This is a genomic window from Qipengyuania aquimaris, from assembly GCF_020171965.1.
Lineage (GTDB): Bacteria > Pseudomonadota > Alphaproteobacteria > Sphingomonadales > Sphingomonadaceae > Qipengyuania > Qipengyuania aquimaris_A.
The window spans coordinates 716,930-740,617 of the sequence record NZ_JAIUZK010000002.1 but is presented as its reverse complement, the minus strand read 5'-3'; the positions used below and the strand labels follow the sequence as shown (position 1 = coordinate 740,617).

The 23,688-nt window shown below is 62.4% G+C and carries 22 protein-coding genes and 1 tRNA gene; 4 read left to right on the top strand and 19 right to left on the bottom strand.

The window, feature by feature from the left end:
• Positions 1 to 71: 71 nt before the first annotated feature.
• From LCM24_RS11330 to LCM24_RS11305, 6 genes are all read right to left on the bottom strand, one after another.
• Positions 72 to 1,802 carry a tetratricopeptide repeat protein gene (locus LCM24_RS11330; RefSeq protein WP_224804421.1) on the bottom strand — a complete coding sequence of 577 codons (1,731 nt, stop codon included), beginning with the start codon at positions 1,800 to 1,802 and terminating at the stop codon, positions 72 to 74.
• The gene (gene prsR / locus LCM24_RS11325) at positions 1,786 to 3,150 is read right to left on the bottom strand and encodes a PEP-CTERM-box response regulator transcription factor (protein WP_224804419.1); all 1,365 of its coding nucleotides are present in this window, start codon (positions 3,148 to 3,150) and stop codon (positions 1,786 to 1,788) included. Before prsR ends, LCM24_RS11330 begins: the two co-directional genes overlap by 17 nt.
• Positions 3,150 to 5,255, bottom strand: a complete 2,106-nt coding sequence (prsK, locus tag LCM24_RS11320) for an XrtA/PEP-CTERM system histidine kinase PrsK (RefSeq protein ID WP_224804417.1) — start codon at positions 5,253 to 5,255, stop codon at positions 3,150 to 3,152. Before prsK ends, prsR begins: the two co-directional genes overlap by 1 nt.
• Positions 5,255 to 6,643, bottom strand: a complete 1,389-nt coding sequence (locus LCM24_RS11315) for a TIGR03013 family XrtA/PEP-CTERM system glycosyltransferase (protein ID WP_224804415.1) — start codon at positions 6,641 to 6,643, stop codon at positions 5,255 to 5,257. The genes prsK and LCM24_RS11315 overlap by 1 nt, the downstream gene beginning before the upstream one ends.
• A 135-nt stretch (positions 6,644 to 6,778) precedes the next feature.
• Positions 6,779 to 7,072 carry a hypothetical protein gene (locus LCM24_RS11310; protein ID WP_090479952.1) on the bottom strand — a complete coding sequence of 98 codons (294 nt, stop codon included), beginning with the start codon at positions 7,070 to 7,072 and terminating at the stop codon, positions 6,779 to 6,781.
• A gap of 75 nt (positions 7,073 to 7,147) precedes the next feature.
• Positions 7,148 to 8,533: a helix-turn-helix domain-containing protein gene (locus tag LCM24_RS11305; protein ID WP_224804413.1), complete on the bottom strand. Its 1,386-nt coding sequence runs from the start codon at positions 8,531 to 8,533 to the stop codon at positions 7,148 to 7,150.
• Positions 8,534 to 8,681: 148 nt separating this feature from the next.
• Between LCM24_RS11305 and LCM24_RS11300 the strand changes: the two genes are divergently transcribed.
• Both LCM24_RS11300 and LCM24_RS11295 read left to right on the top strand, forming a co-directional pair.
• Positions 8,682 to 10,280, top strand: a complete 1,599-nt coding sequence (locus tag LCM24_RS11300; RefSeq protein ID WP_224804411.1) for an isocitrate lyase — start codon at positions 8,682 to 8,684, stop codon at positions 10,278 to 10,280.
• Between the two features lie 21 nt (positions 10,281 to 10,301).
• Positions 10,302 to 10,484, top strand: a complete 183-nt coding sequence (locus LCM24_RS11295; RefSeq protein WP_006832439.1) for a hypothetical protein — start codon at positions 10,302 to 10,304, stop codon at positions 10,482 to 10,484.
• A 113-nt stretch (positions 10,485 to 10,597) separates the two neighbouring features.
• On the opposite strand, the gene LCM24_RS11290 is transcribed toward LCM24_RS11295, so the two are convergent.
• From LCM24_RS11290 to efp, 7 genes are all read right to left on the bottom strand, one after another.
• Complete coding sequence (locus LCM24_RS11290) at positions 10,598 to 11,932, bottom strand: amidohydrolase (RefSeq protein WP_224804409.1); 1,335 nt, start codon at positions 11,930 to 11,932, stop codon at positions 10,598 to 10,600.
• A gap of 119 nt (positions 11,933 to 12,051) precedes the next feature.
• Positions 12,052 to 13,887, bottom strand: a complete 1,836-nt coding sequence (locus LCM24_RS11285; RefSeq protein WP_224804407.1) for an SLC13 family permease — start codon at positions 13,885 to 13,887, stop codon at positions 12,052 to 12,054.
• A 63-nt stretch (positions 13,888 to 13,950) separates the two neighbouring features.
• Positions 13,951 to 14,547 carry a hypothetical protein gene (locus tag LCM24_RS11280; protein WP_224804405.1) on the bottom strand — a complete coding sequence of 199 codons (597 nt, stop codon included), beginning with the start codon at positions 14,545 to 14,547 and terminating at the stop codon, positions 13,951 to 13,953.
• An 83-nt stretch (positions 14,548 to 14,630) separates the two neighbouring features.
• Positions 14,631 to 14,715, bottom strand: a tRNA-Leu gene (locus tag LCM24_RS11275).
• A 59-nt stretch (positions 14,716 to 14,774) separates the two neighbouring features.
• Positions 14,775 to 15,593 carry an inositol monophosphatase family protein gene (locus LCM24_RS11270; RefSeq protein WP_090479967.1) on the bottom strand — a complete coding sequence of 273 codons (819 nt, stop codon included), beginning with the start codon at positions 15,591 to 15,593 and terminating at the stop codon, positions 14,775 to 14,777.
• 9 nt (positions 15,594 to 15,602) lie between these two features.
• A complete protein-coding gene (locus LCM24_RS11265) occupies positions 15,603 to 15,956 on the bottom strand; it encodes a hypothetical protein (RefSeq protein WP_160594671.1) in 354 nt (117 codons plus the stop codon).
• A 3-nt stretch (positions 15,957 to 15,959) separates the two neighbouring features.
• Positions 15,960 to 16,523 carry an elongation factor P gene (gene efp, locus LCM24_RS11260; RefSeq protein ID WP_090480322.1) on the bottom strand — a complete coding sequence of 188 codons (564 nt, stop codon included), beginning with the start codon at positions 16,521 to 16,523 and terminating at the stop codon, positions 15,960 to 15,962.
• A gap of 162 nt (positions 16,524 to 16,685) precedes the next feature.
• Here efp and LCM24_RS11255 point away from each other — a divergent pair, with 162 nt between their 5' ends.
• A complete protein-coding gene (locus LCM24_RS11255; RefSeq protein ID WP_224804403.1) occupies positions 16,686 to 17,057 on the top strand; it encodes an elongation factor P in 372 nt (123 codons plus the stop codon).
• A 1-nt stretch (position 17,058) separates the two neighbouring features.
• Here LCM24_RS11255 and LCM24_RS11250 read toward each other — a convergent pair whose 3' ends face one another.
• Genes LCM24_RS11250 through LCM24_RS11235 form a run of 4 tightly spaced genes read right to left on the bottom strand, consistent with a single transcriptional unit; the run spans position 17,059 to position 20,589 of the window.
• A complete protein-coding gene (locus tag LCM24_RS11250; RefSeq protein WP_224804401.1) occupies positions 17,059 to 17,733 on the bottom strand; it encodes a M23 family metallopeptidase in 675 nt (224 codons plus the stop codon).
• Positions 17,734 to 17,750: 17 nt separating this feature from the next.
• Entirely contained in the window at positions 17,751 to 18,962 is a 1,212-nt protein-coding gene (locus LCM24_RS11245; RefSeq protein WP_224804399.1) for a L,D-transpeptidase family protein, read from the bottom strand.
• Between the two features lie 50 nt (positions 18,963 to 19,012).
• Positions 19,013 to 19,642, bottom strand: coding sequence for a thiamine phosphate synthase (gene thiE, locus LCM24_RS11240; protein WP_224804398.1), 630 nt, complete (start codon positions 19,640 to 19,642; stop codon positions 19,013 to 19,015).
• A gap of 53 nt (positions 19,643 to 19,695) precedes the next feature.
• Positions 19,696 to 20,589: a fructose bisphosphate aldolase gene (locus LCM24_RS11235; RefSeq protein ID WP_224804396.1), complete on the bottom strand. Its 894-nt coding sequence runs from the start codon at positions 20,587 to 20,589 to the stop codon at positions 19,696 to 19,698.
• Positions 20,590 to 20,709: 120 nt separating this feature from the next.
• On the opposite strand from LCM24_RS11235, the gene LCM24_RS11230 reads away from it, so the two are divergent.
• Positions 20,710 to 21,468 (top strand): flavodoxin family protein, encoded by a 759-nt coding sequence (locus LCM24_RS11230; protein ID WP_224804393.1) that lies wholly within the window; start codon positions 20,710 to 20,712, stop codon positions 21,466 to 21,468.
• Here the strand turns inward: LCM24_RS11230 and LCM24_RS11225 are convergent.
• Positions 21,465 to 22,664 carry a phosphoglycerate kinase gene (locus tag LCM24_RS11225; protein WP_224804391.1) on the bottom strand — a complete coding sequence of 400 codons (1,200 nt, stop codon included), beginning with the start codon at positions 22,662 to 22,664 and terminating at the stop codon, positions 21,465 to 21,467. The two genes, LCM24_RS11230 and LCM24_RS11225, sit on opposite strands and share 4 nt — an antisense overlap.
• 11 nt (positions 22,665 to 22,675) lie before the next feature.
• Complete coding sequence (gene gap / locus LCM24_RS11220; RefSeq protein WP_090479986.1) at positions 22,676 to 23,683, bottom strand: type I glyceraldehyde-3-phosphate dehydrogenase; 1,008 nt, start codon at positions 23,681 to 23,683, stop codon at positions 22,676 to 22,678.
• Positions 23,684 to 23,688: the final 5 nt, after the last annotated feature.

Below are 23,688 nucleotides of genomic sequence, written 5' to 3'. Positions count from 1 at the left end.
GTAACATCGGATCTCTGGTGATGGTGCGAATTGCCATTGCCTGCCGCACTGCCGCGCCGTGGCAATCCTGTCTAGTTCCCAGCCAGCGCTTGCAGCTTAGCGGCCAGCTCAGAGCGCAGCTGGACGTCCTCTTCCGGCAGCGCCGCAAGCAGCGCCGCAATCGCCGGCTGGCTCATCCGCTGCGTTTCGTAGGCCTCGATAGCCCAATCCAGTTGATCGACCCCATTGCCCTCGCCCAGTTCGCGTGCCGCCACACTTCGCGCAGCAAGGACCCATGGGACATCCCGCATGCCGTTCTCCAGCGCGCGATCGAGCGAAGCCGCGGCCTCACGCCATTGTCCTGCCGCCGCATAACCATCGGCAGCCATTGCCGCGGCCTCTGCATTAAGCGGGTTCGCTGCAGCATATTCGGCGACGAGCCTGGCTGCCTCGGACCGGTCGAGAGTAGCGGCCATTCTCAGCAGGAGAGGCCAGCTGCCGCGCATTTGCGCGGCGCGCTGATATGCCTTGCGCGCCCCAACCAGATCGGAACGCATCAGAAGCGCATCTCCCAAAAGCGATGCAGCATCGACGGATTGCGGATACTCTTCCGAAAAGTGCCGCGCCTCTTGAACTGCCCGATCGACACTGCCTGCCGACAAGGCTGCGCGAATGCTGTTACGCCTCGCGAAAGCACCTTTTCCTGCTGCTCTTGCGTCGTCTCCGTCGATCAGGCTGAGCGCCGACTGATCCGAGGCAGCAAGGTCGAGAAATTCGGCCGCTTCCTCACGGTTGTCCTGCGTCTCGTATGCGCGCCCGACCAGAATGCGAAGCCATGGCGAGCCTTGCGGTCCACGCGCTTGATCGGCGAAACGATAGATCAGCTCGTCCTCGTTGCCGTTGCGTGAAAGAACATAGGCAAGCAGGTCGCGAACGCGCCTGTTTGCGGGTTGTTCACGAGCGAGCTGGTCCAGGTTTTGTGCGGCGCTTTCGAGGTTGCCCAGTTCCACATCGATTATGGCAGAGAGCAATCGTGCGGCGGCAGTCTGGCGATCGTTCGTCTCAGCCCTCTCCAGCGCTTCGCGGGCCGCGAAGAAATCGGAAGTGCGCGCCAGAGCAATCGCCATCAAATACGGATCATCGGTCCGTGACAGGATCGTCTGGGCCTGTTCGAATCTTCCCGCGTCGAGGAGGCTTGCTGCATATTCGAGTTCCAACGCCGTATCGCCGCCGGATTTCTCGCTCGCCGCTGCAAACCATTTCGCCGCGGGAATCATTCCCTCGATGTCACGCACAAGCTGCCCGCGAAAACGCAATGCCTCGACATCGTCCGGTCCGAATTCAACCGCCCGCTCAGCGGCTTCGATTGCAGTGCGATGATTGCCGAGGCGATACCGCAGCCGGCCGATATCCACCCACACGCGCGGATCGTCGGGAGCTATCTCGCGCGCTTTGGCCAAGGCTCGGGCACTTGCGTCGAGATCACCCTCGCGCAGCTCCAGTTCGGCGAGCATCCTGAAACCAAGCGGCGCGGTTTCGCTGTCAAAATTGCCTTCGGCCAGCCACTTGCAGGCCTCGACCAGATCGCCGCGCAGCAGGGCTGCCTCCCCCGCGAATGCAGAGAATGAGCCGCGGTCCACCTTGTTTTCGACCAAGCGATCGATGGTGAGCTCTGCAGCGCCGGCATCTCCGCGGGCAATCTGCGTTCGCAGCTGTTGCAAATCATTGGCGGGCGTCGCCTCGTCCGCGCATGAGACGAGCATGGCGGACGCCGCCGCCAGCCCCAGTGCAAGGTGCACCGGAAAGCTACGCCTGAAGGTCATACTGCTTGAGGAGATCGTAGAGCGTGGGACGGCTTATCCCGAGGATCTTGGCGCTGTTGGAAATGTTGCCCTGTGTCCTCGCCAGCGCCTTGCGGATCATCCTGCGGTCCGCTTCCTCCCGCGCCTGCTTCAGGTTTAGCGCCAGTTCGCCGCCCTCTTCGTCTGCATCCATATCCAGGTCTTCGGCGCTTACCAGCTTGTCATCGGCCATGATGACGGCGCGTTTGACCCGGTTTTCAAGCTCGCGGACATTGCCCGGCCAACCCCAATTGTCGATCGCTGCCAGTGCGTCGGGCGTGAAGCCTTTCACTCGCGAATTCATCTCGCCCGCGAATTTTGCAAGGAAATGCTTGGCCAGGAGCACTGCGTCACCTGGGCGTTCGGTCAGCGAGGGGATTTTCACGACGATCTCGGCCAAACGGTAGAACAGGTCTTCGCGAAAACTGCCCTCCGCAATCATGGCTTCCAGGTTCTGGTGCGTCGCGCAGACGATCCTTGTATCGACCGAGATTGCCTTGCGTCCGCCGATCCGCTCGATGACACGTTCTTGCAGGAAGCGCAGCAGTTTGACCTGCAGCGGAAGCGGTATGTCGCCGACTTCATCGAGGAACAATGTGCCGCCATCGGCCAGCTCGATCTTGCCTTCGTTCGTCTTCACGGCACCGGTGAAAGCACCTTTCTCATGTCCGAAAAGCTCGCTCTCCAGCAGGTTTTCGGGAATTGCAGCGCAATTGATCGCTACAAAAGCGCCATGTTTGCGATCGCTGGACTCGTGCAGACCTTTTGCGAGCAATTCCTTGCCGGTCCCGCTGGCACCCAGCAACATGACCGACACGTTCGTCGGCGCGACCCGCTCGATCGTGCGTGCGACCTTGGCCATTTCGGGCGCCGCAGTGATCATGGAGCCGAGCACCGTTTTCTCTTCGCCCACTTTCTCGGCAAGGCGGCGGTTTTCTGCCTCGATCGTATGTAGCCGATGGGCCCGATCCACGATCATGCCCAGCTGTTCGATGTCGACCGGCTTCTGGTAGAAATCATAGGCCCCGCGCTCGATAGCCTGCAGGGCGCTCTCGCGTGCGCCATGTCCGCTGGCTACGACAACCTTGGTATCAGGTTTCATTTCCATGATTGCGTCGAGCACGGCGAAGCCTTCGCTCGTGCCGTCGGGATCCGGCGGCAGGCCCAGGTCCAGCGTAACGACCGCGGGCTCTTCCGAGCGCAGCAATGCGAGCGCCTGGTCGCGGTTGCCCGCGATCAGGACTTCATAGTCTTCGTAAGCCCATTTCAGCTGTGCCTGGAGACCCTCGTCGTCTTCCACCACCAGGAGCTTGCGTTTGTCCTCGGCCATCAGACCGTCTCCTCGATTAGATCTTTCGGGCCGGAGTAAATCGCCTTGGCAGAGCGCAAGGGCAGGCTGACAGCGAAGCGCGTTCCAAGCCCTTCGCGCGATTCCACGTCGAGGCGCCCGTCCATCGCCCGGATGATCTCGCGCGCTTCATACGCTCCAATGCCGAAGCCACCCTCCTTCGACGACACGAACGGCTTGAACAGTCCGTTGCGAACGAAGGCCGGACTCATACCCTTGCCGTTGTCGATGACCTGGCATTGACCGCTGATACCGTTGCTGAAGGTTTCGATCATGACAGGGATGTCCGGCTCGCTGGCATCGATCGCGTTCTGGACGAGGTGTACAAGGGCCTGCTCCAGCCCTTCCCGATCGCCCACCACTTCGACAGCTTCGCACCGCGCCAGTCTGACCGGGTGGCTACCTTCGAAACGGGCCGCGACCTCGCGCGAAATCTCTGCCAGATCGAACTGCTGCATTTCTTCGCGGGCCCCGGTGCCATACCTTCCCAGCCGGGCGAGCAGGAGATTGAGCTTGTCAGCGCTGTTCTTGAGCGTGACCAGCATGTCCTTGCGAAATTCCGGTTTGTCGGCGTGCTTCTCGGCGTTCCGGAGAAGCAGAGACATCTGGCTCGACAGGTTCTTTATGTCGTGCATGACAAACGCCATGCGACGATTGAATTCATCGAAGCGGCTCGCTTCGGACAGTGCTGCCTGACCGCTTTGCTCGGCGAGATAGCTGGCCAACTGGCGGCCAACGATGCCCAGAAGGTCGAAATCTTCCCAGTCCAGTTCGCGCTCGATCGCAGGACGGGCAAGGATGACGACACCGACGAGCCGATCGAAGTGAAGGAGGGGCACGGCCGCCCAGACACGCAGTTCCTCGAAAGGCCAGTGGGGCATGTGCGCCAGTTCGCCGTGATGTTCCTTTCCCGCCCGGACTTCGTCGAAATCGATTATCAGTGCCTCTCGCTCAAGGATTGCCGCGAGATCCGAATTCATGGCACTCGACGGCAAATCCGCGGTGGGCCAATTCCATTGCGCTCCGAGGGCAAGCGCACCGTCATCTTCGGGCAGCAGCAGCAGGCCGCACGGACTGTCTGTAATATCCGCCAGTGCCTTGATCGCGCGCTCCTGCAGGGTTGTTTCGTCAAATCCCGTACGACCGATCGTATTGGTGAAGCGGATCCACTCGTTGCGGTAGTCATAGCGGTGCTTGAACAGGTGCTTCACCGCGGTAACCCGCAACCAGCCGCGCACGCGTTGGGACGGAAGCCAGATCAGCGCCAAAGCCCCTGCGGCCAGGATCAGCCCTACCTGCGTGAGCGCTCGGATATCGCCGCGCAGCATGTCGAGCGAATTCGCCAGCAACAGCATGAGGATGAAATAGGCGCCGATGACCAGAAGCGAGAGCGAGCGGAAGGTCAGCGTCCGGGACGGGCGAAACTCGAGGCCGGCTGCATTTGAGTTGAAGCCGACAGCGAACGGCACGGCGATGATTGCCGCAGCCAGCCCGCGAATGGCCTGCAATTCCACCGGAATCTCTCCGGTGAGGTAGCTCAGCGTGTAGAAGTTCAGCGAAAACGCCCACATCCCCGCGAGAGCCGCCGCATTCCAGCGCAGGATGCGCCGCGAAGACAGCGCAGCGCCGACATACAGGTTATGCAGGAGGACCAGAGCACCGACCACCGTCAACGCTCTCAGGATCGCGGAAGTTTCGAATATCAGCGTCGCTGCGCCCGGAGCGTTTGCATTGCGCAAGGCGAGCATGACAAGGACGATCTGGAAGGATTCCACCAGCGCCAGGACGATGGCTGCCGGTCGCACGAGCCGCAGGGTCTCATCGCGCCCGTCGTTTGCGAACAGCCGCAGCAAGACGTAAATCCAGGCTAGGTTCTTTGCGACTTCGGTCAATGCGACGATCGGCTGCTCCGCCCCGAAACTGGCAGCGGCAAAGCACCAGTTTGCAGTCAGGGCCAATGCCGCCACCGCAGCCCAGCGATCGGAACGCTCGGCCGCTCCGGAACGCGCGATCCACAAGGCAGCGAGCCCGCTTACCAGAGCGCCGAGCAGGAAGCTGACCGAGCCGATATTTGCCAGCCACGTCATCAGCGCGCGCCTTCCGGCCAGATGATGACCCTCGTCGTTTGCAGCAGGATCAGCAGGTCGAGAAATGGCGAATAGTTTTTCGCATAGTAGAGGTCGTATTCCAGCTTGCCACGCGCATCCTCGATACTCGCCCCATAGGGATAGTTGATCTGCGCCCAACCGGTGATGCCCGGTTTGACCATGTGGCGTTCGGCGTAGAACGGAAGTTTTTCATCGAGTTCGGCCACGAATTGCGGGCGCTCCGGACGCGGACCGACGAAGCTCATTTCACCCTTCAACACGCTCCACAGCTGGGGCAATTCATCGATACGGACGAGACGGATGAAGCGGCCCACGCGGGTGATACGCGGATCGTCTTTTTCCGCCCACTTAATCCCATCCGCCTCGGCGTCCTGACGCATCGAGCGCAGCTTGGGTATCTGGAAGGTCTGCCCGTAGAGGCCGACCCGTTCTTGCCGGTAGAATACCGGTCCCTTGCTCTCCAGCTTCACCAGCAAGGCAAAGAAACCGATAAGTGGAAGGGTCAGCAACAACACGGCTAGGCTTACCACGACGTCGAAGATACGTTTCGCGACCGTAGAGATACGCTGCCCGGCGATGAAACCGTCGGAGAAGATCAACCAGCTCGGATTGAGCGTGTCGAGATCGAGCTTGCCGGTTTCGCGTTCCAGGAAACCGGACAGATCGCTGACATCGACGCCCTTGGTCTTGACCCGGACCAGGTCTTTCAGCGGCAGGGAATTGCGCCTCTCCTGCATGGCGAGGACGACTTCCTGCGCGCCAATCCGCTCAACATACTTGCCGAGATCGCCGATCTCCTCGCGCTCGACTGCCCCCGGCACCCGTTCTGTGACTGCGCCGCCCATGGCGACGAAGGTCAGGACACGAAAGCCGCTGTCAGGCCGATTGGAAAGGTCGAGCAGGCGCTGGGCGCGCGGTCCCGCCCCGAGCACCAGTACCCGCCTGCGAAAGACCTTGGCATCCAGCATTCGCGTTGCAATGAAGCGGTTCAGGACCAGAAACGTCAGACCCAGAGCCATTGCGTAGAGCAGGATGGAACGCCACAGCGCCGTGCCCGGCATGACCAGATTGACGAAAGAGATCGTCAGGATGCCGAGGCCGAACGCCACGAGGAGGCGCGCGGTCGCGAACCGGATCGAGCGCAAGGCAAGCGGCGTATAGGTGCCGACCGCAATCACTGCGAGCCAGACGATGACGGCGAAACCGCAGATTGCCACTGCCCGCTCCGAGAAGGGTCCCGGACCGATCGAAAGCTGGAAAGTCCGCAGCTGCCAGCCTGCTTCCCCTGCCAGACCAAGCAAGAGCAGGTCGAACAGGCAAAGCAGCATCACCTCCTTGGGGATGTAGTGCTTGAAGACTCTGATCATGGCAGGCGGCGATACCCCGAAGGTTGGTTAAGCCTTTCCTTACCATGCGATTGGTGAACTGTCGGTAAACTTTACAGCAAAGAAAACGGCGCCCCGAATTGCCGGAGCGCCGCCTTGATTCGATAGTAGTCTGGATCAGTTGTTGACGGCGTCGCCAACGGCTTCGCCAGCGTCCTGGGCAGCATCGCCGACCTGTCCGGCCGCTTCGCCTACCTGGTTGGCGGCATCGGTGATCGCCTCGTCCTTCGCAACTTCCGCGCCGCCCATTTGAGTGAAAACCACGATTGCTGCGATCGCGGCAACCAGGAGAATGATCGCCATAACCCAGCCCGAGCCGCCGCTGCGACGCGGTTCGTCAGTGACGACTGTGTGAGTGGTATGCGTGTTGCCATCGGGCGTGCGCGTTTCGGTTATACGTTCTTCTGCCATGGAAAAATCCTTTCCCATCCATGTCTTACTGCGGCGCCAACGCGCGATGGTTCCGCAGCGTTCCCGGCATCATGGTTACCGCTCGCCGAATTCGAACGGAGTGTTGCCGCGACGCATCCGGTCGAACTGCAATTTCCTGCCGCGCGGGGGCAGCGAACGCTGGCGACAATTCTGCCTCTGACAGGCTGCGCACCCGGGCCCGATCGGCTGGGCATCCGACGGGTTGAGCGACAATCCCCTCGCCTGTGCAAGGTCCGCCGCCAGCACTGCCTCGATCCCCACTGCGACCACAAAGCGCGCCTCACCCGGCGCTCCGCTGCCCTCGACGCTGCGCATCATGGTCAGCCATCCGCCCGCCTGTCCCTCTCCGGCCTGTTCCAGAGCGACGAATTGCGTGACGAGTTCGCCGCCGGTTTCGAAGGCCCGGTGCGCGTCCCACAAGGGACAGGACACATCCGCACTGGCAAAATGCGCCGTGCTCGCGCCGATGAAGCTCTTGGAAAACTGTCCCGCCCGGTCGATCCGGACCATGAAGAACGGCAAGCCCCGCTGCCCTACTCGCTGAAGGGTAGTCAGACGATGCGCCAATTGCTCGAAACTCACCGAAAAGCGCCGCTCCAGCACAGGGAGGTCATATCCCGTCGCCTCGCAGGCGCGCAGGAAGCGGCCGTAAGGCATCAGCAGGGCCGCCGCGAAGTAGCCTTCGAGATGTCGCCTGAACAAGGCGCGTGCGGCTTCATCCTCGAACTCGGCGCCCTGAGCCACCGCCTCTATCTCGTCGCGCTTTTCCAACTGCGCCACCTTGAGCGCGAGCTGGAAATTGCGCGATGCGGGACCGAGCATTTCCGACAATTGGATCTGTCTTGCGTGAAGGTCCAACCGGCTAAGGCTTTCCGGGAGCACATCGCGAGGCAGGATACGAACCGAAAGCTGGTGGCGCTCACGCAGTCGCTCGGTCAAGGCCAGCCCGATGTCGCCACGCGACAAGCGCATTTCATCCGCCTGCTCTTCCGCCGAATGGTCGAGGTCGGCGAAGTGGTTGCGCCACCGTTCGATTTCCCGGCGCGACGCCGCCAGGGCATCGTCATGCGTGTCTGCACCGGGACCGGCCTTGTCATACAGTCGGGCGAAGGCTGCCGCGACCTGAGGCGCTGTGGACAGGAACTCCTCTGCTTCGTCACGGTCGATATCGAGATCGGAAAAGCGTTCATCGGCAAGTCGGCGCATGAGGCCATCGAGGCCACCGACCGCCTCATCCTCTCGCAGCGAGCGGGGATCGAAGTCGAATTTCTCGACCAATGCCATTACAACACGGGCGCTCACCGGCCGCTGGTTGCGTTCGATCAGATTGAGATAACTCGGCGAGATTGCCAGCCGCGTCGCCATGGCCGCCTGGGTCAGGTTTTCACGTTTACGCAGTCGGCGAATAGCCGGTCCTGCCATGAGAGCGGCGTCCGCCATTTGTAAATTCCTTTACATCATTACACGTCCATCTGGCAGAACAGCACGGTTTAGACAACAAATTCTGTAAATTTTCCTGTCGCGGAACGGCCAATCGCCCCAAGTTCATGAGCAAGGCCACCGCGCCAGAACTTACAGGAGATTCGCCATGACCTATCAAAGCCGCATCGCCGAACTCGGCCAGACCATCTCGGAAAACGGCGCGCCGTGGGGCGCAATCGACGCCGCCAGCGCTGCACGCATGGCCGTCCAGAACCGCTTCCCGACCGGTCTCGACATTGCGCGTTACACCGCAAAGATCATGCGCGAAGACATGGAAGCCTATGACGCCGACCCGGCGAACTACACCCAGTCGCTCGGCTGCTGGCACGGGTTCATCGCGCAGCAGAAGATGATTTCGATCAAGAAGCATTTCGGCAGCACGAAGCGCCGGTACCTCTACCTGTCGGGCTGGATGGTCGCCGCTCTGCGCAGCGAATTCGGTCCCCTGCCCGACCAGTCGATGCATGAGAAGACCAGCGTTCCGGCGCTGATCGAGGAACTCTACACCTTCCTGCGCCAGGCCGACGCCCGCGAGCTGGGCGGTCTGTTCCGCGAACTCGACGAAGCAAAGGCCAAGGGCGACGCGGTCAACACGCACCGCCTGCTCAAGGAAATTGACGAGCATGAAACGCATGTCGTGCCGATCATCGCGGACATCGACGCTGGTTTCGGTAACGCCGAGGCGACCTACCTGCTCGCCAAGAAGATGATCGAAGCGGGTGCCTGCGCCCTGCAGATCGAAAACCAGGTGTCGGACGAAAAGCAGTGCGGCCACCAGGACGGCAAGGTCACGGTTCCGCACGAGGAATTCCACCAGAAGATCCGCGCGATCCGCTACGCCTTCCTCGAACTCGGCGTTCCCGACGGCATCATCGTTGCCCGCACCGACAGCCTCGGCGCAGGCCTGACCAAGTCGATCGCCTATTCGAAGGAACCGGGCGATCTGGGTGACAAGTACAACAGCTTCCTCGATTGCGACGAAGTCGACGCTGCCGACATCAAGAACGGCCAGGTCTTCATCAGCCGCGACGGCAAGCTGCTCGCGCCCAAGCGCCTGCCCAGCAACCTCTACCAGTTCCGCCCCGGAACCGGCGAAGACCGCTGCGTGCTCGATTGCATCAGCGCGCTGGAAGCGGGTGCCGACCTGCTGTGGATCGAGACCGAGAAGCCGCATGTCGAGCAGATCGCCGGCATGGTGGACCGTGTCCGCGAAGTGATCCCCAACGCCAAGCTGGTCTACAACAACTCGCCCAGCTTCAACTGGACGCTCAACTTCCGCCAGCAGATCTTCGACAAGTGGGAAGCAGAGGGCAAGGACGTGTCGGGTTACGACCGCACCAAGCTCATGAGCATCGACTACGACGGCACCGAACTGGCCGCCGAAGCCGACGAGAAGATCCGCACCTTCCAGGCAGATGCCGCGAAGCGTGCCGGTATCTTCCACCACCTCATCACGCTGCCGACCTACCACACGGCTGCGCTGAGCACCGACAACCTCGCCAAGGAATACTTCGGCGAACAGGCAATGCTCGGCTACGTCAAGAACGTGCAGCGCGAGGAAATCCGCCAGGGTATCGCCTGCGTGAAGCACCAGAACATGGCCGGTTCGGACATCGGCGATGACCACAAGGAATACTTTGCCGGCGAAGCGGCCCTGAAGGCCGGCGGCAAGGACAACACCATGAACCAGTTCGCTGCGGCCTAACGGAGAGGAAGGATGACTACGATGACCGAAGACACTCCCAAGACCGAGCCGGGCCGCGCACGTGCCCTGTTCTCGACCGCCGATTTCCGTCTCCTGCGCACGGCCCTGACGAGCTACGCGCGCCAGACCGAAGACCGCGAGGAGCTGGCGAAGATCAACGCCCTGCACCATCGCCTGGGGACCTACGTTCCCTCGGACGGTTAAACCGATCGTCCGCGCTCAAGCAGCGATGCGATAGCGCGGACCATACTTTCTCCTGGGGAGGAGAAACGGCCGTCGCAGCACCCCCAATGCTGCGGCGGCCGTCAATTTATGGATCAGCCTCCGCTGCGCGGCATCAGGTCGAGCGCGGCACCGGCCAGCGCTTCGGCGCCGGTCGCTACCACCTTCTCGGCATCGGGCGCCCAGAACGGCGAATGGAGCGAGGGCAGCGGTTTCCCCTCTTCCTTGAGCGCGGTCAGCATTTCATCGGTCGTGCCGCTGATCCAGAAGATCATGCTCTTCACATCTTCTGGCGAAGCGCGGCGGAACTGGCTGAAGTCCTCGCCCCCCATGACCGCCGGCCACTGCATCACGCGTTCCTCGCCGAAGCGAGCGCGGAAGGATGCAGCGCGTTCTTCGGAGAATTCCGGGTCATTGAAGGTCGAGGGCGTGTACGGATCTTCCACCGTCACCACCGGGTGCAGTTCTTCGGGCAGGCCCGCGGTAATCGCCTCGCCCTTTGCAACGCGGCGGATGCCGTCGAGCAGCAGCTGGCGGCTTTCGTCCGAGTAGCTGCGCACGGTCAGCTGGAGCTTGGCTTCATCGGAGATGATGTTGTGCTTGGCCCCTGCATGGAAGCTTCCGACGGTGATCACTGCCGGATCGAGCGGCGAGGAATTGCGGCTCACCACCGTCTGGACCTTCATCACGATAGCGCTGCCGAGCACGATCGGATCGACCGTGGTGTGCGGATAGGCGCCATGCCCGCCGATACCCTTCACCGTGATGTCGACGCTGTCGACATTGGCCAGCGCATAGCCCGGCGTATAGCCGATGGTGCCTGCCGGAGCGGGCGCAGCGGCATCGTGGAAGGCCAAGACGTAGTCCGGCTTGGGAAAGCGCGTGTAGAGCCCGTCCTCGATCATCGCGATCGCGCCAAGGCCAAGCTCTTCGGCGGGCTGCAGGATCATCACCAGCGTGCCCTGCCATTCGTCCTTGTGCTCGACCAGCAGCTGCGCGGCGCCGATGAAGCCCGCCATGTGCGTATCGTGGCCGCAGGCGTGCATGACGCCGGTCGTCACGCCGCTGGCAGGCGTTGCCGTTTCCTTGCTGGCGAAAGGAAGCCCCGTCTGTTCGATCACCGGTAGCCCGTCCATGTCCGCGCGCAGCATGACCACCGGACCGTCCCCGTTATTCATCACCGATACGACGCCGGTCTGGCCGACGCCTTCTGTCACCTCGAAGCCGAGATCGCGCATCCGCTTGGCCAGCTTGGCCGCGGTCTTGTGTTCTTCGAAGCTCAATTCCGGATGCGCGTGCAGGTCGCGGTAAAGCTCCATCAGGCCGGGCATGTCCTCGGCCAGCGAAGCGCGCAGGTCCTGCGCCGAAGCGGGCGTTGCGACAGCCATCACGGCGAGCGCGGCGAGTGTTGGACGCAAGTTGGACTTCATTGGTATCTCCCCCACAGAGTGGAACATGTGGAACACGGTCCTGGGAAAGGAATCCTCGGGCCCGCATCTGGCGTTCGGTTGCGCGCCTGTCTGGCACGCCCTGCGTCGGTAGGGAAGGCCTACAGCCCGTAAGTGAAGACCAGCGCGCCCGACAGCGCAACGACCATGATGATCACCAAGGGCACGCCGGTGCGCACGTAGTCGAAGAACTCGTAGCTGCCTTCCGACATGATCAGCATATTCGTCTGGTAGGCGATCGGCGTCGCGTAGCAGAGGTTGCAGCCGAACAGCACGGCCAGCACCATCGGTTCCGGCGGCAAGCCAAGCTGTGTCGCAATGGCAAAGGCGATGGGCGTACCGACCGTGGCAGCCGTGGCATTGGACGCGAAATTGGTGATCAGCGTCATGGTGAGCATGATCACTGCAAGCGCCGCCGCCGGGCTCAGATATTGCAACCCGCTGGCCATTACGAGGCCGATCCAGTCCGCCGCCCCGCTTTCGAGGATCACACGGCCAAGCGCGATACTGGCAGCCACCAGCACGATGACCGAGGCTGAAAGGGCGCGTCCCACGCGGTCGAACTTCACGCATCCGGTCACGAACATCAGGATCGCACCGAGCAGCGCCGAAATCGCAATCGGCACCGTGAGCAGGTAAAAGCCCTGCGAACCGTAGAAGGGCAGGCCGACCGAAGCGAGCGCCACCGAAGCGCCCATGATCGTAGCTGCGAGGACGGCCTTGGAACGGCGCGGCAACTCGCGCCGCCCCTCGAGCGTGAGGAGGCTGTCGGCGCGCTCGAAATTCTCGATATCTTCGGGCAGCCCCATCACCAGCAGGACATCGCCTTCGATAAGCCGCATGTCGCCGCCTTCCGAATACTGGTCCTTTTCGCCAAGCAACCGTTCGGGCCTGTGCGTGCCGATCACGGCCACGCCGTATAGGTCTGCAATGCCGGAACTCGGCAGGGTGCGACCAATGAGGCGGGAATCCGCGGTGACGGTCATTTCGACGACCGCAATGTCGACGCCCTTCTCATGCGAGTTGCGGCGGATGCGATCGATCACCCAACTGGGCGCGGCATCGCCCCTGAGTACCGACATGGCCTCTTCGATGGCGGCATGGGTGCCGGTCATCAGCAGGCGATGCTGCGGCCGCAACAGGCCGGGCGGGACGTCATGAAACTCGATCCCGTCTGGCAGGCGCGAGGCCACTTCGGACAATTCGCGGCCATTCAGAACGGAATTTTCGGTAATGCGCAGCCGCGTCTCGAACTTGCGCAGGGCATGGACCTGCTCGATCCGGTTGCTCTTCAGCATACGTGGCATGACCAGCCAGACGTAGGGCAAGGCGATAAGGCAGGCGAAGATCACGATCGGCGTGAAGTGGAACACGCCCATGCGCTCCATCCCCAGGTCCACCGCGATGGAGACAACAAGGATATTGGTCGATGTCCCGATAGTGGTCGCAAGACCGCCGAGCAGCGATGCCGCATTGAGCGGGATCAGCGTTTTCGATGCAGGCATCAGCCCACGTTCCGCCAAGGCGACGAAGATCGGGATCAGCAGAACCAGCACAGGCGTGTTGTTGACGCCCATCGAAAGGACGAAGCACACCACCAGCGAGAACAGCAGTCCCAGCTGCAGGTTTACCTTGAACACCCGCTCGAGAAAGCGCGCTGCGGGCTCAAGCGCGCCTGTGACGACAAGGCCGCGCCCCATCACCATGAGCGCACAGATCGTGATCAGGGCGTAATGGCCAAAGCCCGAGAATGCGAGCTGCAACCCGTCGGTCGGCGCATTGCCTTCGAGCGGGAAGAAATACAGGCCGACCGCAATGACGGCGATTGTCAGCAGCGAGATGATCTCAATGGACATTCGCCCGCGCGCGAACGCGACGAACATGGCGAGAGTAACCGCCATTGCGGCAATCGCGTGATAGGACGGCATGCCGATCATTCGCCGCGATGAATTCCACCGCTACGCAGGAATATCAAGGGTTTTCGCGCTTTGGTGCGCTTCTCAGGCCTCGCTGCGCGATCTTTCCGTCCACAGCAGGGTCAATGCCAGCAAGGCGGTTGCCGCCGTACCTGCCCCGCCCGCCGGGAAAGTCCACGCCTTCGCATCCATCATCGCGAGAAGGTTGAGGCCGATCGCCCCAAACCCCGCGATTGCCGCCAGTACGCCAAGGCCCTTGCCCCATCCCGATCCGCTGCGCGCGACGCTTGCGCCTACGCCAAGTGCCGCCGCACCGATAATGAGCTTGGCGAGGAAATAGAGGAAGAACGCGCCTGCCAGGATGGCCGCAAACAATTGCGGTTCACTCTCGCTGGCTTCCATTGCCGGTGCGAACATGGAGAGGCCCATGCCCACTTGCAGCAGGTTGAGAATGCCCGAAACACCGATGGCGGCCCACAACACCGATTGCTCGGGCCTGCGCACCGCCAGCGAAAGCGCGAAGATCGAGACTGCAGAAAAGGCGAAGAGTTCCGTGAACCACGTGAGCGGCCGAAGCATCTCGTTCTCGGAGCCCGAGACGACGGTGATGTAGAATATCTGGCTCGCCACGGTGAGCAGATGCGCTGCGCCGACAGCGCTTACCAGTGATTGTGTTTTCATGATCGGTCCCTTCGCCGCCCCTTGAGGGCTTTCATGCACCACCGTTCGTGCCGGCAGGCAAGAAGGTTACAGCGAAGAGAGAGTGGTACCCCCGGCCGGACTCGAACCGGCACTTCGTAAGAAACTCGATTTTGAGTCGAGCGCGTCTACCAATTCCGCCACGGAGGCCCATGATGGACGGCGGGGATTAGCCCCGCTCGCCCATGCCATCAAGCGCTGTTTTCGCCCTATTTGAGCGCGCCTGCCAGCATCTTGTGCAATTTGGAGTGCAGCACGTCGTTCGCGGCAAGCACCTGCTTCGAATGGATCGGCTGCGAACGGCCGCGGAAGTCGGAGACGAAGCCGCCCGCTTCGCGCACGATCAGGCAGCCGGCTGCAGTGTCCCAATCGTTGAGGCCGCTTTCCCAGAAACCGTCGAACCGGCCAGCAGCAAGCCATGCAAGGTCGAGCGAAGCGGCGCCGAAGCGGCGGATGCCTGCGACATTGGGTCCGATCGCACCGAAGATGCGCGACCATTCGGAAAAGTCGCCGTGGCCCTGGAAGGGAATGCCGGTGGCGATCAGCGCTTCCGACGGGCTGCGGCGCGAGGAGACGCGCAGGCGGCCATCGTGCAGCCATGCACCTCGGCTCTTTTCGGCCCAGAAAGTTTCGTCGGTGACGGGATTGTAGACAACGGCAGCGGTTACATCGCCCCAGTCGTCGCTGCCCAGCTTGCGTTCCTGCACCGCGATGCTGATCGCAAAATGCGGGATGCCGTGAAGGAAGTTGCTGGTGCCGTCGAGCGGATCGACGATCCAGCGCGGCATGCCGTCTGCACCTTCGATGGTGCCGGCTTCTTCCATCTCGAAGCCCCAGTCGGGACGCGCCTGGAGCAGTTCGTCGTAGATCGTGCGCTCGGCGCGCATGTCGGCCTTAGACACGAAGTCGGCGGGGCCCTTGCGGCTTACCTGGAGGTGTTCGATCTCGCCGAAGTCGCGGCGCAGGCGGCCACCCGCCTTGCGCGCGGCTTTCTCCATCACGCGGATCAGTCCGGAAATTGCGGCCATGGGTATCTCTTACTCTGTGAGCACGCGGATCGAACGGGCTTGCAGGTGGATGTCTCCCCACTCGCAGGCCATGTCGAATTTCGTGCCTTCAATGTTGAATTTGTCGATTGCGAAGCGGCGTTGCTTGCCCTCGCCGCCGGTTTCGCGGCGGTCGAGGCTAAGCTTGGAAATGCCCGCGAACTTGAGCATTCCGGGGTGGAAGCAGCATTCCTCGCCCTCGCCCGGCGCCTCGTATTCGGGGTGCTCGGGCTCGAGGCAGAAATCCATCTCCAGCGTCAGTTCGTCATCGTTGATGATGACCGCGCGCAGGGTGCTCCTGGCGATATCGACATTGTCGAACCGGCTGGCGATGGACTTGCCCACGGATCAGGACGCCTTGCCGACGTAGCTCTGTTCGTAGACGTCGACGATGATGCGCGTGCCGCTTTCGATGTGCGGCGGGACCATGATGCGAACGCCATTGTCGAGCACGGCGGGCTTGTAACTGGAGGACGCAGTCTGTCCCTTCACCACGGCATCGGCCTCGACGATTTCGGCTTCGATCTGTGCGGGCAGTTCGACCGAGATCGGCTTTTCTTCCCACAGTTCCAGCTTCACCTGCATGCCGTCCTGGAGGAACGGGCGGGCATCGCCCAACAGGTCGCTCGGCAGGTTGATCTGCTCGTAGGTGTTCTGGTCCATGAAAACCAGCATGTCGCCGTCTTCATAGAGGAACTGGTATTCCTGGGTATCGAGGCGCACCTTCTCGACCGTGTCGGCGCTGCGGAAGCGGACGTTGGTCTTGCGGCCATCCTGCAGGTTCTTCATCTCGACCTGCATGTAGGCGCCGCCCTTGCCGGGCTGGGTGTGCTGGATCTTGGCGACCTTCCAGATGCCGCCTTCGTATTCGATGATGTTGCCCGGACGGATGTCCACGCCGCTGATCTTCATGAGGAACCTGCCTTCGATGTGAAAGAGCGCCGCCCCTTGGATGACACGCGGATTCGTGCGGGGCGGTCGTGCGCCGCGCGCCTTACCCGAGCCGGGGCCAAGGGGCAAGGCAATGGAAAATTCAGCTTGTCCGCACTATATGGGTTGGCGGAGGAATTGGTCATGATACGCCGCATCGCTATCGGCATCGCTACAGCTTCGCTTTGCACGCTCGTCCCCGCCACGGGACAGGCGCAGGGCCGTTTGGGCCTGCTCGAACAGGGCGAATATGTCTGCGCCCTGCCCGGAAGTGCGACCGGGCCTGCCTGGCAGGAGATGGAAGCGCATAATTTCGCGATTACCGGCGCCTCCAGCTATCGCACCGACAAGGGCGTCGGCACGTACCTGCTCGAAGGCAAGCGCGTCACATTCACGCGCGGCCCGATGAAGGGGCATCGCATGATGCTGCTTTCATCCGGCCTGCTGCAGGAACTGGAACGCGACGGAAAGCTGGGGCGCCTGCGCTGTCACCGCTCCGGCCCGCTCGAAGACTGAGCTACTGCTGTCCGCTGAGCAGCGGATAGGGGTTCACCGCGTTGGCGGGCTCCCACCACTCCGCATCGGCTGTCGTCTGCAATACCGCAAAGTGCAGATGCGGCGCCTCTTCCGAGGCATTGCCGCTCGACCCGACCGTGCCGAGCCGCTGACCGCGGCGCACGCGCTGCCCTTCTTTCAGCCCTTCCGCATATTCGTCGAGATGGGCGTAGTAATGGATCGTCTCGCCATCGTTGGAACGCACGTAGATCGTGTTGCCGCCCGCATCCGAGCGGAACAGCTTTTCGACCGTCCCGGGAGCCGCAGCGACTACACTCGTGCCGACGGGGGCCATGATGTCGATCGCTTCGTGCAAGCGCACGCCTTCACCGCGCGAATCGCTGAAGGTATCGGTCAGGTCGGATGCGCGGATGTTCTTGACCGGGATCAGCAGCCTGTTGCTGGCATTCTGCGCCGGTGATGTCGGCATCGCGGTATCGAGGCCGGCGACTTCTTCCGCGGTTTCATCGCCGGTAGGAGTTGCCTCCGGGCTCGGCGCGACTTCAGCAGGGCGGGTGTTCTTGCGCTGGCTTTCGCTGGTCGCGTTTTCGATCAGGGTCCCGCCCGCCACGATCCAGACGATGCTGGTAATCGTGGCGGTGACGACGATGGTGAGAATGCGGTCAACGATATTCATGTCCCCTCCCTAGCCGATCAGGCTTCGAATATCACCTGTGTCGACGGCGACACCATTCTCGCAAGACGCGCAGCGTCCCAATTGGTCAGGCGCACACAGCCGCTGCTCTGCGCGCGGCCGATGGTTTCGGGCTCCGGTGTGCCGTGGATGCCATAGTGTTCCTTCGACAGGTCGATCCATACGACACCCACCGGGCCATTGGGACCGGGGGGAAGCTGGTAGGTTTCGCCCTCACCTTCGCCAAGCACCTCGGGATCGTAGGAATATGGCGGGTTGTAGGCTTCGCCCAGGATATCCCATTCGCCGATCGGCAGGGGGAACTGGCTGGAGCCGGAGCTGACCGTGAACATGGCGACCAGCTTGTCGCCCTGGTAGGCCTTGAGCGTATCTTCCGACTTGCTCACGACAATGCGATCGACCTCGGGCTGGTCGCTACCGACGCCGAGCGCGGCCAGCGTCTGCTGCCAGCCCCTGTCGGTGATCGCACCCGGCTCGATCGCATCGCCGCCGATATTCGGTACGCGGATTTGCTGACCAGCGCGGAAATAGCCGTCGCCGGGGCGCTTGGTCGGGGGCGCATCGGCCTCGGCATCATCCGTGTCCGACTGGCCCGTATCCGAAGCACCCGCAGGACGACCATTGGGGTTAAGCTGGCGCAGCACCTCGACCGTGGTGTGGAAACGCTCTGCCAGTTTCTCGTCGAGCGAGGTGTAGCCGAGGTTTTCCATCTCGGCCTTCTTGGCCGTGTCTTCGGGAATTTCCTTGAATTCGATATCGACCCAGCTGGCCGGGATCGTTACCACGCGCGTAGCGGGAATGCGGTCCCACTCGGCGAGGGCGCTCTTGGTCTGTTCGTCGAACTTACCGGTCACTTCGAGGTCGTTCGCTTCCTGAAAGCCGGTCAGAGCGTTCTCGGTGCTCATGCCCATCTTGCCGTCGATCACGCCGGGACCGAAACCGATCCGGTCGAGAACGACCTGCGCCTGCATTACGGGACGATCTTCGGGATCTTCGATCTGCGCGCCGGAATTGCCTGACGTGTCGCTCGCATCGTCGTTCGATGCCATGCTGTCGGCGTAATTTTCGTCGCTATAGGTTTCGTAGCCTTGGTCGGGCGCGGTGCTGGTCTCTGCCGAAGCGGTGTTCGTGTCGGTCTCGTCCTCCGCACCATCCATGCCGCAGGCGGCAAGAGCGAGGGACGAGGCGGCGATAAACAGGAATTGGCGCATGAGTGCTCCCCAAAAACGGGGCGCAGACCGCCCCTTTCGGAAGTTACAACTCACGCAGCGGCGATTTGCTCCGCAAAGGCTTGAACTGCCTCGACTTCATCCCCCGACCAGACCGCGCCGGACACGGCCAGGAAGTCTGCGCCGGCCTCGATCAGGGGCCTGCAATTGGCAGGCGTGATGCCGCCGATCGCGACCGAGGGGATCTCGACCATCTCGTGCCACCATTCGAGCAGGTCCGTGCCCGCCGTATGCTCGGTTTCCTTGGTCGTGCTGGGGAAGAAGGCGCCGAAGGCAACGTAGTCGGCACCGGCTTCACCCGCCTCCAGTGCAAGGTGGCGAGAGCCGTGACAGGTCACGCCGATCTGCGCATCGCGGCCCAGTTCTTCGCGCGCCTCGCGCGGGTCGCCGTCGCCCTGCCCCAAATGGACGCCATCGGCGCGGAGCCGCTTGGCGAGCGCAATGTCGTCATTGACGATGAACGCGACTTCACGCGCCGCGCAGATTTCCTGCAGCGGCTCTGCCAGTGCGGCGGCATCGTGCTGGTCCAGTCCCTTCACGCGGAACTGGAACGCGGTCACGACGCCCTTCCCGGCATCGAGCGCCCGTTCGAGACGCTTGGGAAAATCCCCGCCCGTTTCGAGCGGGGAGATCAGGTAAAGCTGGCAGGGTGTTTCGGTCATGCAACGCGCTCTATCGCCGCATGACCGATAGGCCAAGCAGATCGTCTACCGGATCAGGCGCCAGTGCTGGCGCAGGCGATCTCGTCGATCGCATTGCCCAGCGCCTGGTCGAACTGCTGGTCGTCCATCTTGGCCTGGAGCACTTCGAGAAGCGCGCGGCTGAAGCTGGCGATCATGCCGTCGTTCTTCGCCAGTTCGCGGCAGGCATCCTCGCGGCTGTAACCGCCCGACAGTGCCACCACGCGCAGCACCTTGGGATGGTCGATCAGCGGCTTGTAGAGGTTCGGCTCGCTCGGGATGGTGAGCTTGAGCATGACCTGCTTGCCTTCCGGCACGCGCTCCAGCTGGTCGAGCATGTTGGAGAGCAGCAGGGCTTCGGCCTGCGGTCGGCTGGCACTGTCGAGGCTGACTTCCGGCTCGAGGATCGGAACGAGTCCGAATGACAGGATTTCGAGGCCGTAATCCATCTGCTGCGCGACGTTGGCGGCAACGCCTTCGCGGTTCGCTTCGTGGATGACCGAACGCATCTTGGTGCCGAAGACGCCCAGTTCCTTGGCGCGCTTGCACATCGCTTCGAGTTCGGGGATCGGCTTCATGAGCTGCGCGCCGTTCTCGACGTCGTGCATGCCCTTGTCGACCTTGAGGAAAGGGACCACGCCGCGGCGGCTCAGCAGTTCGGGAATGGGCGAACCTTCGGCGTTGCAGCCTTCCATGGTCTTTTCGAACAGGATCGCACCGATCACCTTGCCGTTCGAGAAGGACGGGGAATCGACGATGCGGCAGCGCATTTCGTGGATCTTGGCGAACATCTCGTCATCGCCGTCCCATTCGCCGTCTTCCACGCCATAGGCCCGAAGCGCTTTGGGAGTGGAACCGCCCGACTGGTCGAGAGCCGCGATAAAGCCCTGTCCGTCGCGCATTTTCGCCGTCATTTCCTCGAAATTCATGTCCGTCCTCGCTGGTGCGTGCATAGGTATGCGCGGCCCATACAAAGGGCTTCGCCCTGCCGCAACGCCCTGCCGGTAACTTTACCCGCCCTCGTTCGTAATAGTGGCAAAGGAGAGACAATGCTGGACGATACGCAAGAGCGCCTGTGCGCCGAGAAAAAGACGGACTTTTCCGATCTCAAGGCGCTGACAATCAACTGCACGCTGAAGCGATCGCCCGACGGCTCGCACACGGAGAAGCTGCTTGGCGTGGTCGAGACGATCCTGGTGCGAAACGACGTCTCGCTCGAGCAGGTAAGACTGGTCGATCATGACATCGCGCCGGGCGTCTATCCCGACATGACGGAACATGGCGCAGCGAGTGACGACTGGCCGGCAATCTGGAAGAAGGTCGAGGCCGCCGATATCCTGGTGGTCGGCACGCCGATCTGGCTGGGCGAGAAATCATCCGTGTGCCAGCGCCTCATCGAAAGGCTTTACGCCCACTCCGGCCAGCGCAACGATCGAGGTCAGTATATCTTCTACGGCAAGGTCGGGGGCTGCATCGTCACCGGAAATGAAGACGGCATCAAGCACGTCGGCATGGGCGTGCTCTATTCCTTGCAGCACGTCGGCTACACTATCCCGCCGCAAGCCGATGCGGGCTGGATCGGCGAGGCAGGGCCCGGCCCGAGCTATGGCGACGCGAAGGAAGACGGGTCGGGCTATGTCGGCTTCGACAATGATTTTACGAAGCGTAACACGACCTTCATGACCTGGAACCTGATGCACATGGCGCGCATGCTGAAGGATGCAGGCGGCATCCCATGCCACGGAAATTCGGTCGATCTGTGGAACGAGGGCCGCCGCTTCGACGCGCCGAACCCCGAATACCGCTAGGCCGTCAGCGCAGAGACGCCGGGAAGGTCCTTGCCTTCCATCCATTCGAGGAAAGCGCCGCCTGCGGTCGAAACGAAGGTGAAGTCGTCCTTCACCCCGGCATGGGCAAGCGCTGCGACTGTGTCGCCCCCGCCTGCGACCGAGGTGAGCGAGCCGTCCTGCGTCAATGCAGCCGCAGTGCGCGCCAGCGCGACGGTCGCTGCATCGAAAGGCTCGGTCTCGAACGCGCCGAGCGGGCCGTTCCACACCAGCGTGCGGCAGGTCTTGAGCACATCGCCCAGCGCTTCGACAGCCTGGGGGCCGACGTCTAGGATCATCTCGTCCGGGCCGACCTCGTGGACGTTGCAGGTCCGCAGCGATGCAGGGTTTTCCGCGAATTCCTTCGCCACCACGACATCGTAGGGCAGGTGCACGGTGCAACCGGCGTGATCGGCCGTGTCCATGATCTTGTTCGCGGTCGCCGTCAGGTCATGTTCGCACAGCGATTTGCCGACATCCACACCGCGCGCGGCGAGGAAAGTATTGGCCATGCCGCCGCCGATGATCAGGTGCTGGACGCGGCCGACCAGATTTTCGAGCACGTCGAGCTTGGTCGAGACCTTGGCCCCGCCCACCACTGCTGCAACCGGCGTTTCCGGGTTGCCGAGCGCGGCATCCAGAGCCTTGCGCTCGGCCTCCATCGCCCGTCCCGCATAGGCCGGAAGATGATGCGCCAGCCCTTCGGTCGAGGCATGGGCGCGGTGCGCGGCGGAAAAAGCGTCGTTGACGTAGAAATCGCCGTGGGCGGCAATGCCCTTGGCAAATTCGGGGTCGTTGGCTTCTTCGCCCGGCCAGAAGCGGACGTTGTCCAGCAGGCCGATATCGCCATTGCGCAGGATGCCGATCGACTGTTCGACCACCGGGCCCATGACCTCGGGGATGAACATGATCTCCTTGCCCAGCACCTCTTCCACGTCGCCCTGCACGAAGCTAGTCGACATGGTCGAATGGCGCTGCCCCTTGGGACGGCCGTAATGAGCCAGCAACAGGACCTTCGCGCCCTTCTCGGTCAGTTCGAGAATGGTCGGCTTGACCGCCTCGACGCGCGTCACGTCGGTAGCGGAGCCGTCCTTCATCGGCAGGTTGAGATCGACGCGCACGAGCGCGACTTTGCCTGCAATATCGCCGAGGTCGTCGAGAGTCCTGAAGCTGGCCATCATCGCGTTCCTTAGAGGAACTTCGCCATGACACCGGCGGTGTCGATCATGCGGTTGGAGAAGCCCCACTCGTTGTCATACCACGAAACCACGCGAGCCAGCTTGCCTTCCATGACGCTGGTTTCGAGGCTGTCGATGGTCGAGCTTGCCGGATAGTGGTTGAAGTCGCTCGAGACGAGCGGCTGGTCGGTGTAGTCGAGCACGCCCTTCATCGGACCTTCTGCGGCGGCCTTCAGCGCAGCATTCAGTTCTTCCGCGCTGGTGTCGCGGCCCGGCGTGAAGACGAGATCGACGAGGCTGACGTTCGGCGTCGGGACACGGACCGAGCTGCCGTCGAGCTTGCCGGCGAGTTCGGGCAGGACGAGGCCGACCGCGCGGGCAGCGCCGGTGGTGGTCGGGATCATGTTCTGCGCACCGCCGCGGGCACGGCGCATGTCGCCATGCATCTGGTCGAGCATGCGCTGGTCGTTGGTGTAGCTGTGGATCGTGGTCATGAAACCGCGTTCGATGCCGACGGTATCGTGCAGCACCTTTGCCATCGGCGAGAGGCAGTTGGTGGTGCAGCTCGCGTTCGAGACGATCACGTCTTCGGCGGTCAGCACATCGTGGTTCACGCCGTATACGATGGTCGCCGACACACCCTTGGCCGGGGCCGAGATCAGGACACGCTTCGCGCCTGCGTCGAGGTGCGGACGGCAGGCTTCGTCGGACTGGAAGAAGCCGGTGCATTCGAGGACGATGTCGACGCCCTGTTCGCCGTGCGGCAGCTTGCCGGGTTCACGTTCGGAAGTGACTGCAATCGACTTGCCGTTCACGATGATGGCATTGTCGCCGACTTCGACCGTGCCGGGGAAGCGGCCGTGCGTGCTGTCGTACTGGAACAGCAGGGCGTTCGACTTGGTGTCGGCGAGATCGTTGATCGACACGAGGTCGAGATCGTGATCGTCACGCTCCAGGATAGCGCGCGCCACCAGGCGACCGATGCGTCCGAAACCGTTGATTGCAACCTTGGTAGCCATGCGAA

Coding starts and splice junctions, on each gene's coding strand:
- LCM24_RS11235 (WP_224804396.1), bottom strand. CDS start 20,589: ATGAATTTCGAGGAAATGACGGCGAAAATGCGCGACGGACAGGGCTTT.
- efp (WP_090480322.1), bottom strand. CDS start 16,523: ATGAAGATCAGCGGCGTGGACATCCGTCCGGGCAACATCATCGAATAC.
- thiE (WP_224804398.1), bottom strand. CDS start 19,642: ATGACCGAAACACCCTGCCAGCTTTACCTGATCTCCCCGCTCGAAACG.
- prsK (WP_224804417.1), bottom strand. CDS start 5,255: ATGACGTGGCTGGCAAATATCGGCTCGGTCAGCTTCCTGCTCGGCGCT.
- LCM24_RS11295 (WP_006832439.1), top strand. CDS start 10,302: ATGACCGAAGACACTCCCAAGACCGAGCCGGGCCGCGCACGTGCCCTG.
- LCM24_RS11280 (WP_224804405.1), bottom strand. CDS start 14,547: ATGAAAACACAATCACTGGTAAGCGCTGTCGGCGCAGCGCATCTGCTC.
- LCM24_RS11330 (WP_224804421.1), bottom strand. CDS start 1,802: ATGACCTTCAGGCGTAGCTTTCCGGTGCACCTTGCACTGGGGCTGGCG.
- LCM24_RS11300 (WP_224804411.1), top strand. CDS start 8,682: ATGACCTATCAAAGCCGCATCGCCGAACTCGGCCAGACCATCTCGGAA.
- LCM24_RS11290 (WP_224804409.1), bottom strand. CDS start 11,932: ATGAAGTCCAACTTGCGTCCAACACTCGCCGCGCTCGCCGTGATGGCT.
- LCM24_RS11245 (WP_224804399.1), bottom strand. CDS start 18,962: ATGCGCCAATTCCTGTTTATCGCCGCCTCGTCCCTCGCTCTTGCCGCC.
- LCM24_RS11305 (WP_224804413.1), bottom strand. CDS start 8,533: ATGGCGGACGCCGCTCTCATGGCAGGACCGGCTATTCGCCGACTGCGT.
- LCM24_RS11230 (WP_224804393.1), top strand. CDS start 20,710: ATGCTGGACGATACGCAAGAGCGCCTGTGCGCCGAGAAAAAGACGGAC.
- LCM24_RS11250 (WP_224804401.1), bottom strand. CDS start 17,733: ATGAATATCGTTGACCGCATTCTCACCATCGTCGTCACCGCCACGATT.
- LCM24_RS11315 (WP_224804415.1), bottom strand. CDS start 6,643: ATGATCAGAGTCTTCAAGCACTACATCCCCAAGGAGGTGATGCTGCTT.
- LCM24_RS11255 (WP_224804403.1), top strand. CDS start 16,686: ATGATACGCCGCATCGCTATCGGCATCGCTACAGCTTCGCTTTGCACG.
- gap (WP_090479986.1), bottom strand. CDS start 23,683: ATGGCTACCAAGGTTGCAATCAACGGTTTCGGACGCATCGGTCGCCTG.
- LCM24_RS11270 (WP_090479967.1), bottom strand. CDS start 15,593: ATGGCCGCAATTTCCGGACTGATCCGCGTGATGGAGAAAGCCGCGCGC.
- LCM24_RS11310 (WP_090479952.1), bottom strand. CDS start 7,072: ATGGCAGAAGAACGTATAACCGAAACGCGCACGCCCGATGGCAACACG.
- LCM24_RS11285 (WP_224804407.1), bottom strand. CDS start 13,887: ATGATCGGCATGCCGTCCTATCACGCGATTGCCGCAATGGCGGTTACT.
- LCM24_RS11225 (WP_224804391.1), bottom strand. CDS start 22,664: ATGGCCAGCTTCAGGACTCTCGACGACCTCGGCGATATTGCAGGCAAA.
- prsR (WP_224804419.1), bottom strand. CDS start 3,150: ATGGCCGAGGACAAACGCAAGCTCCTGGTGGTGGAAGACGACGAGGGT.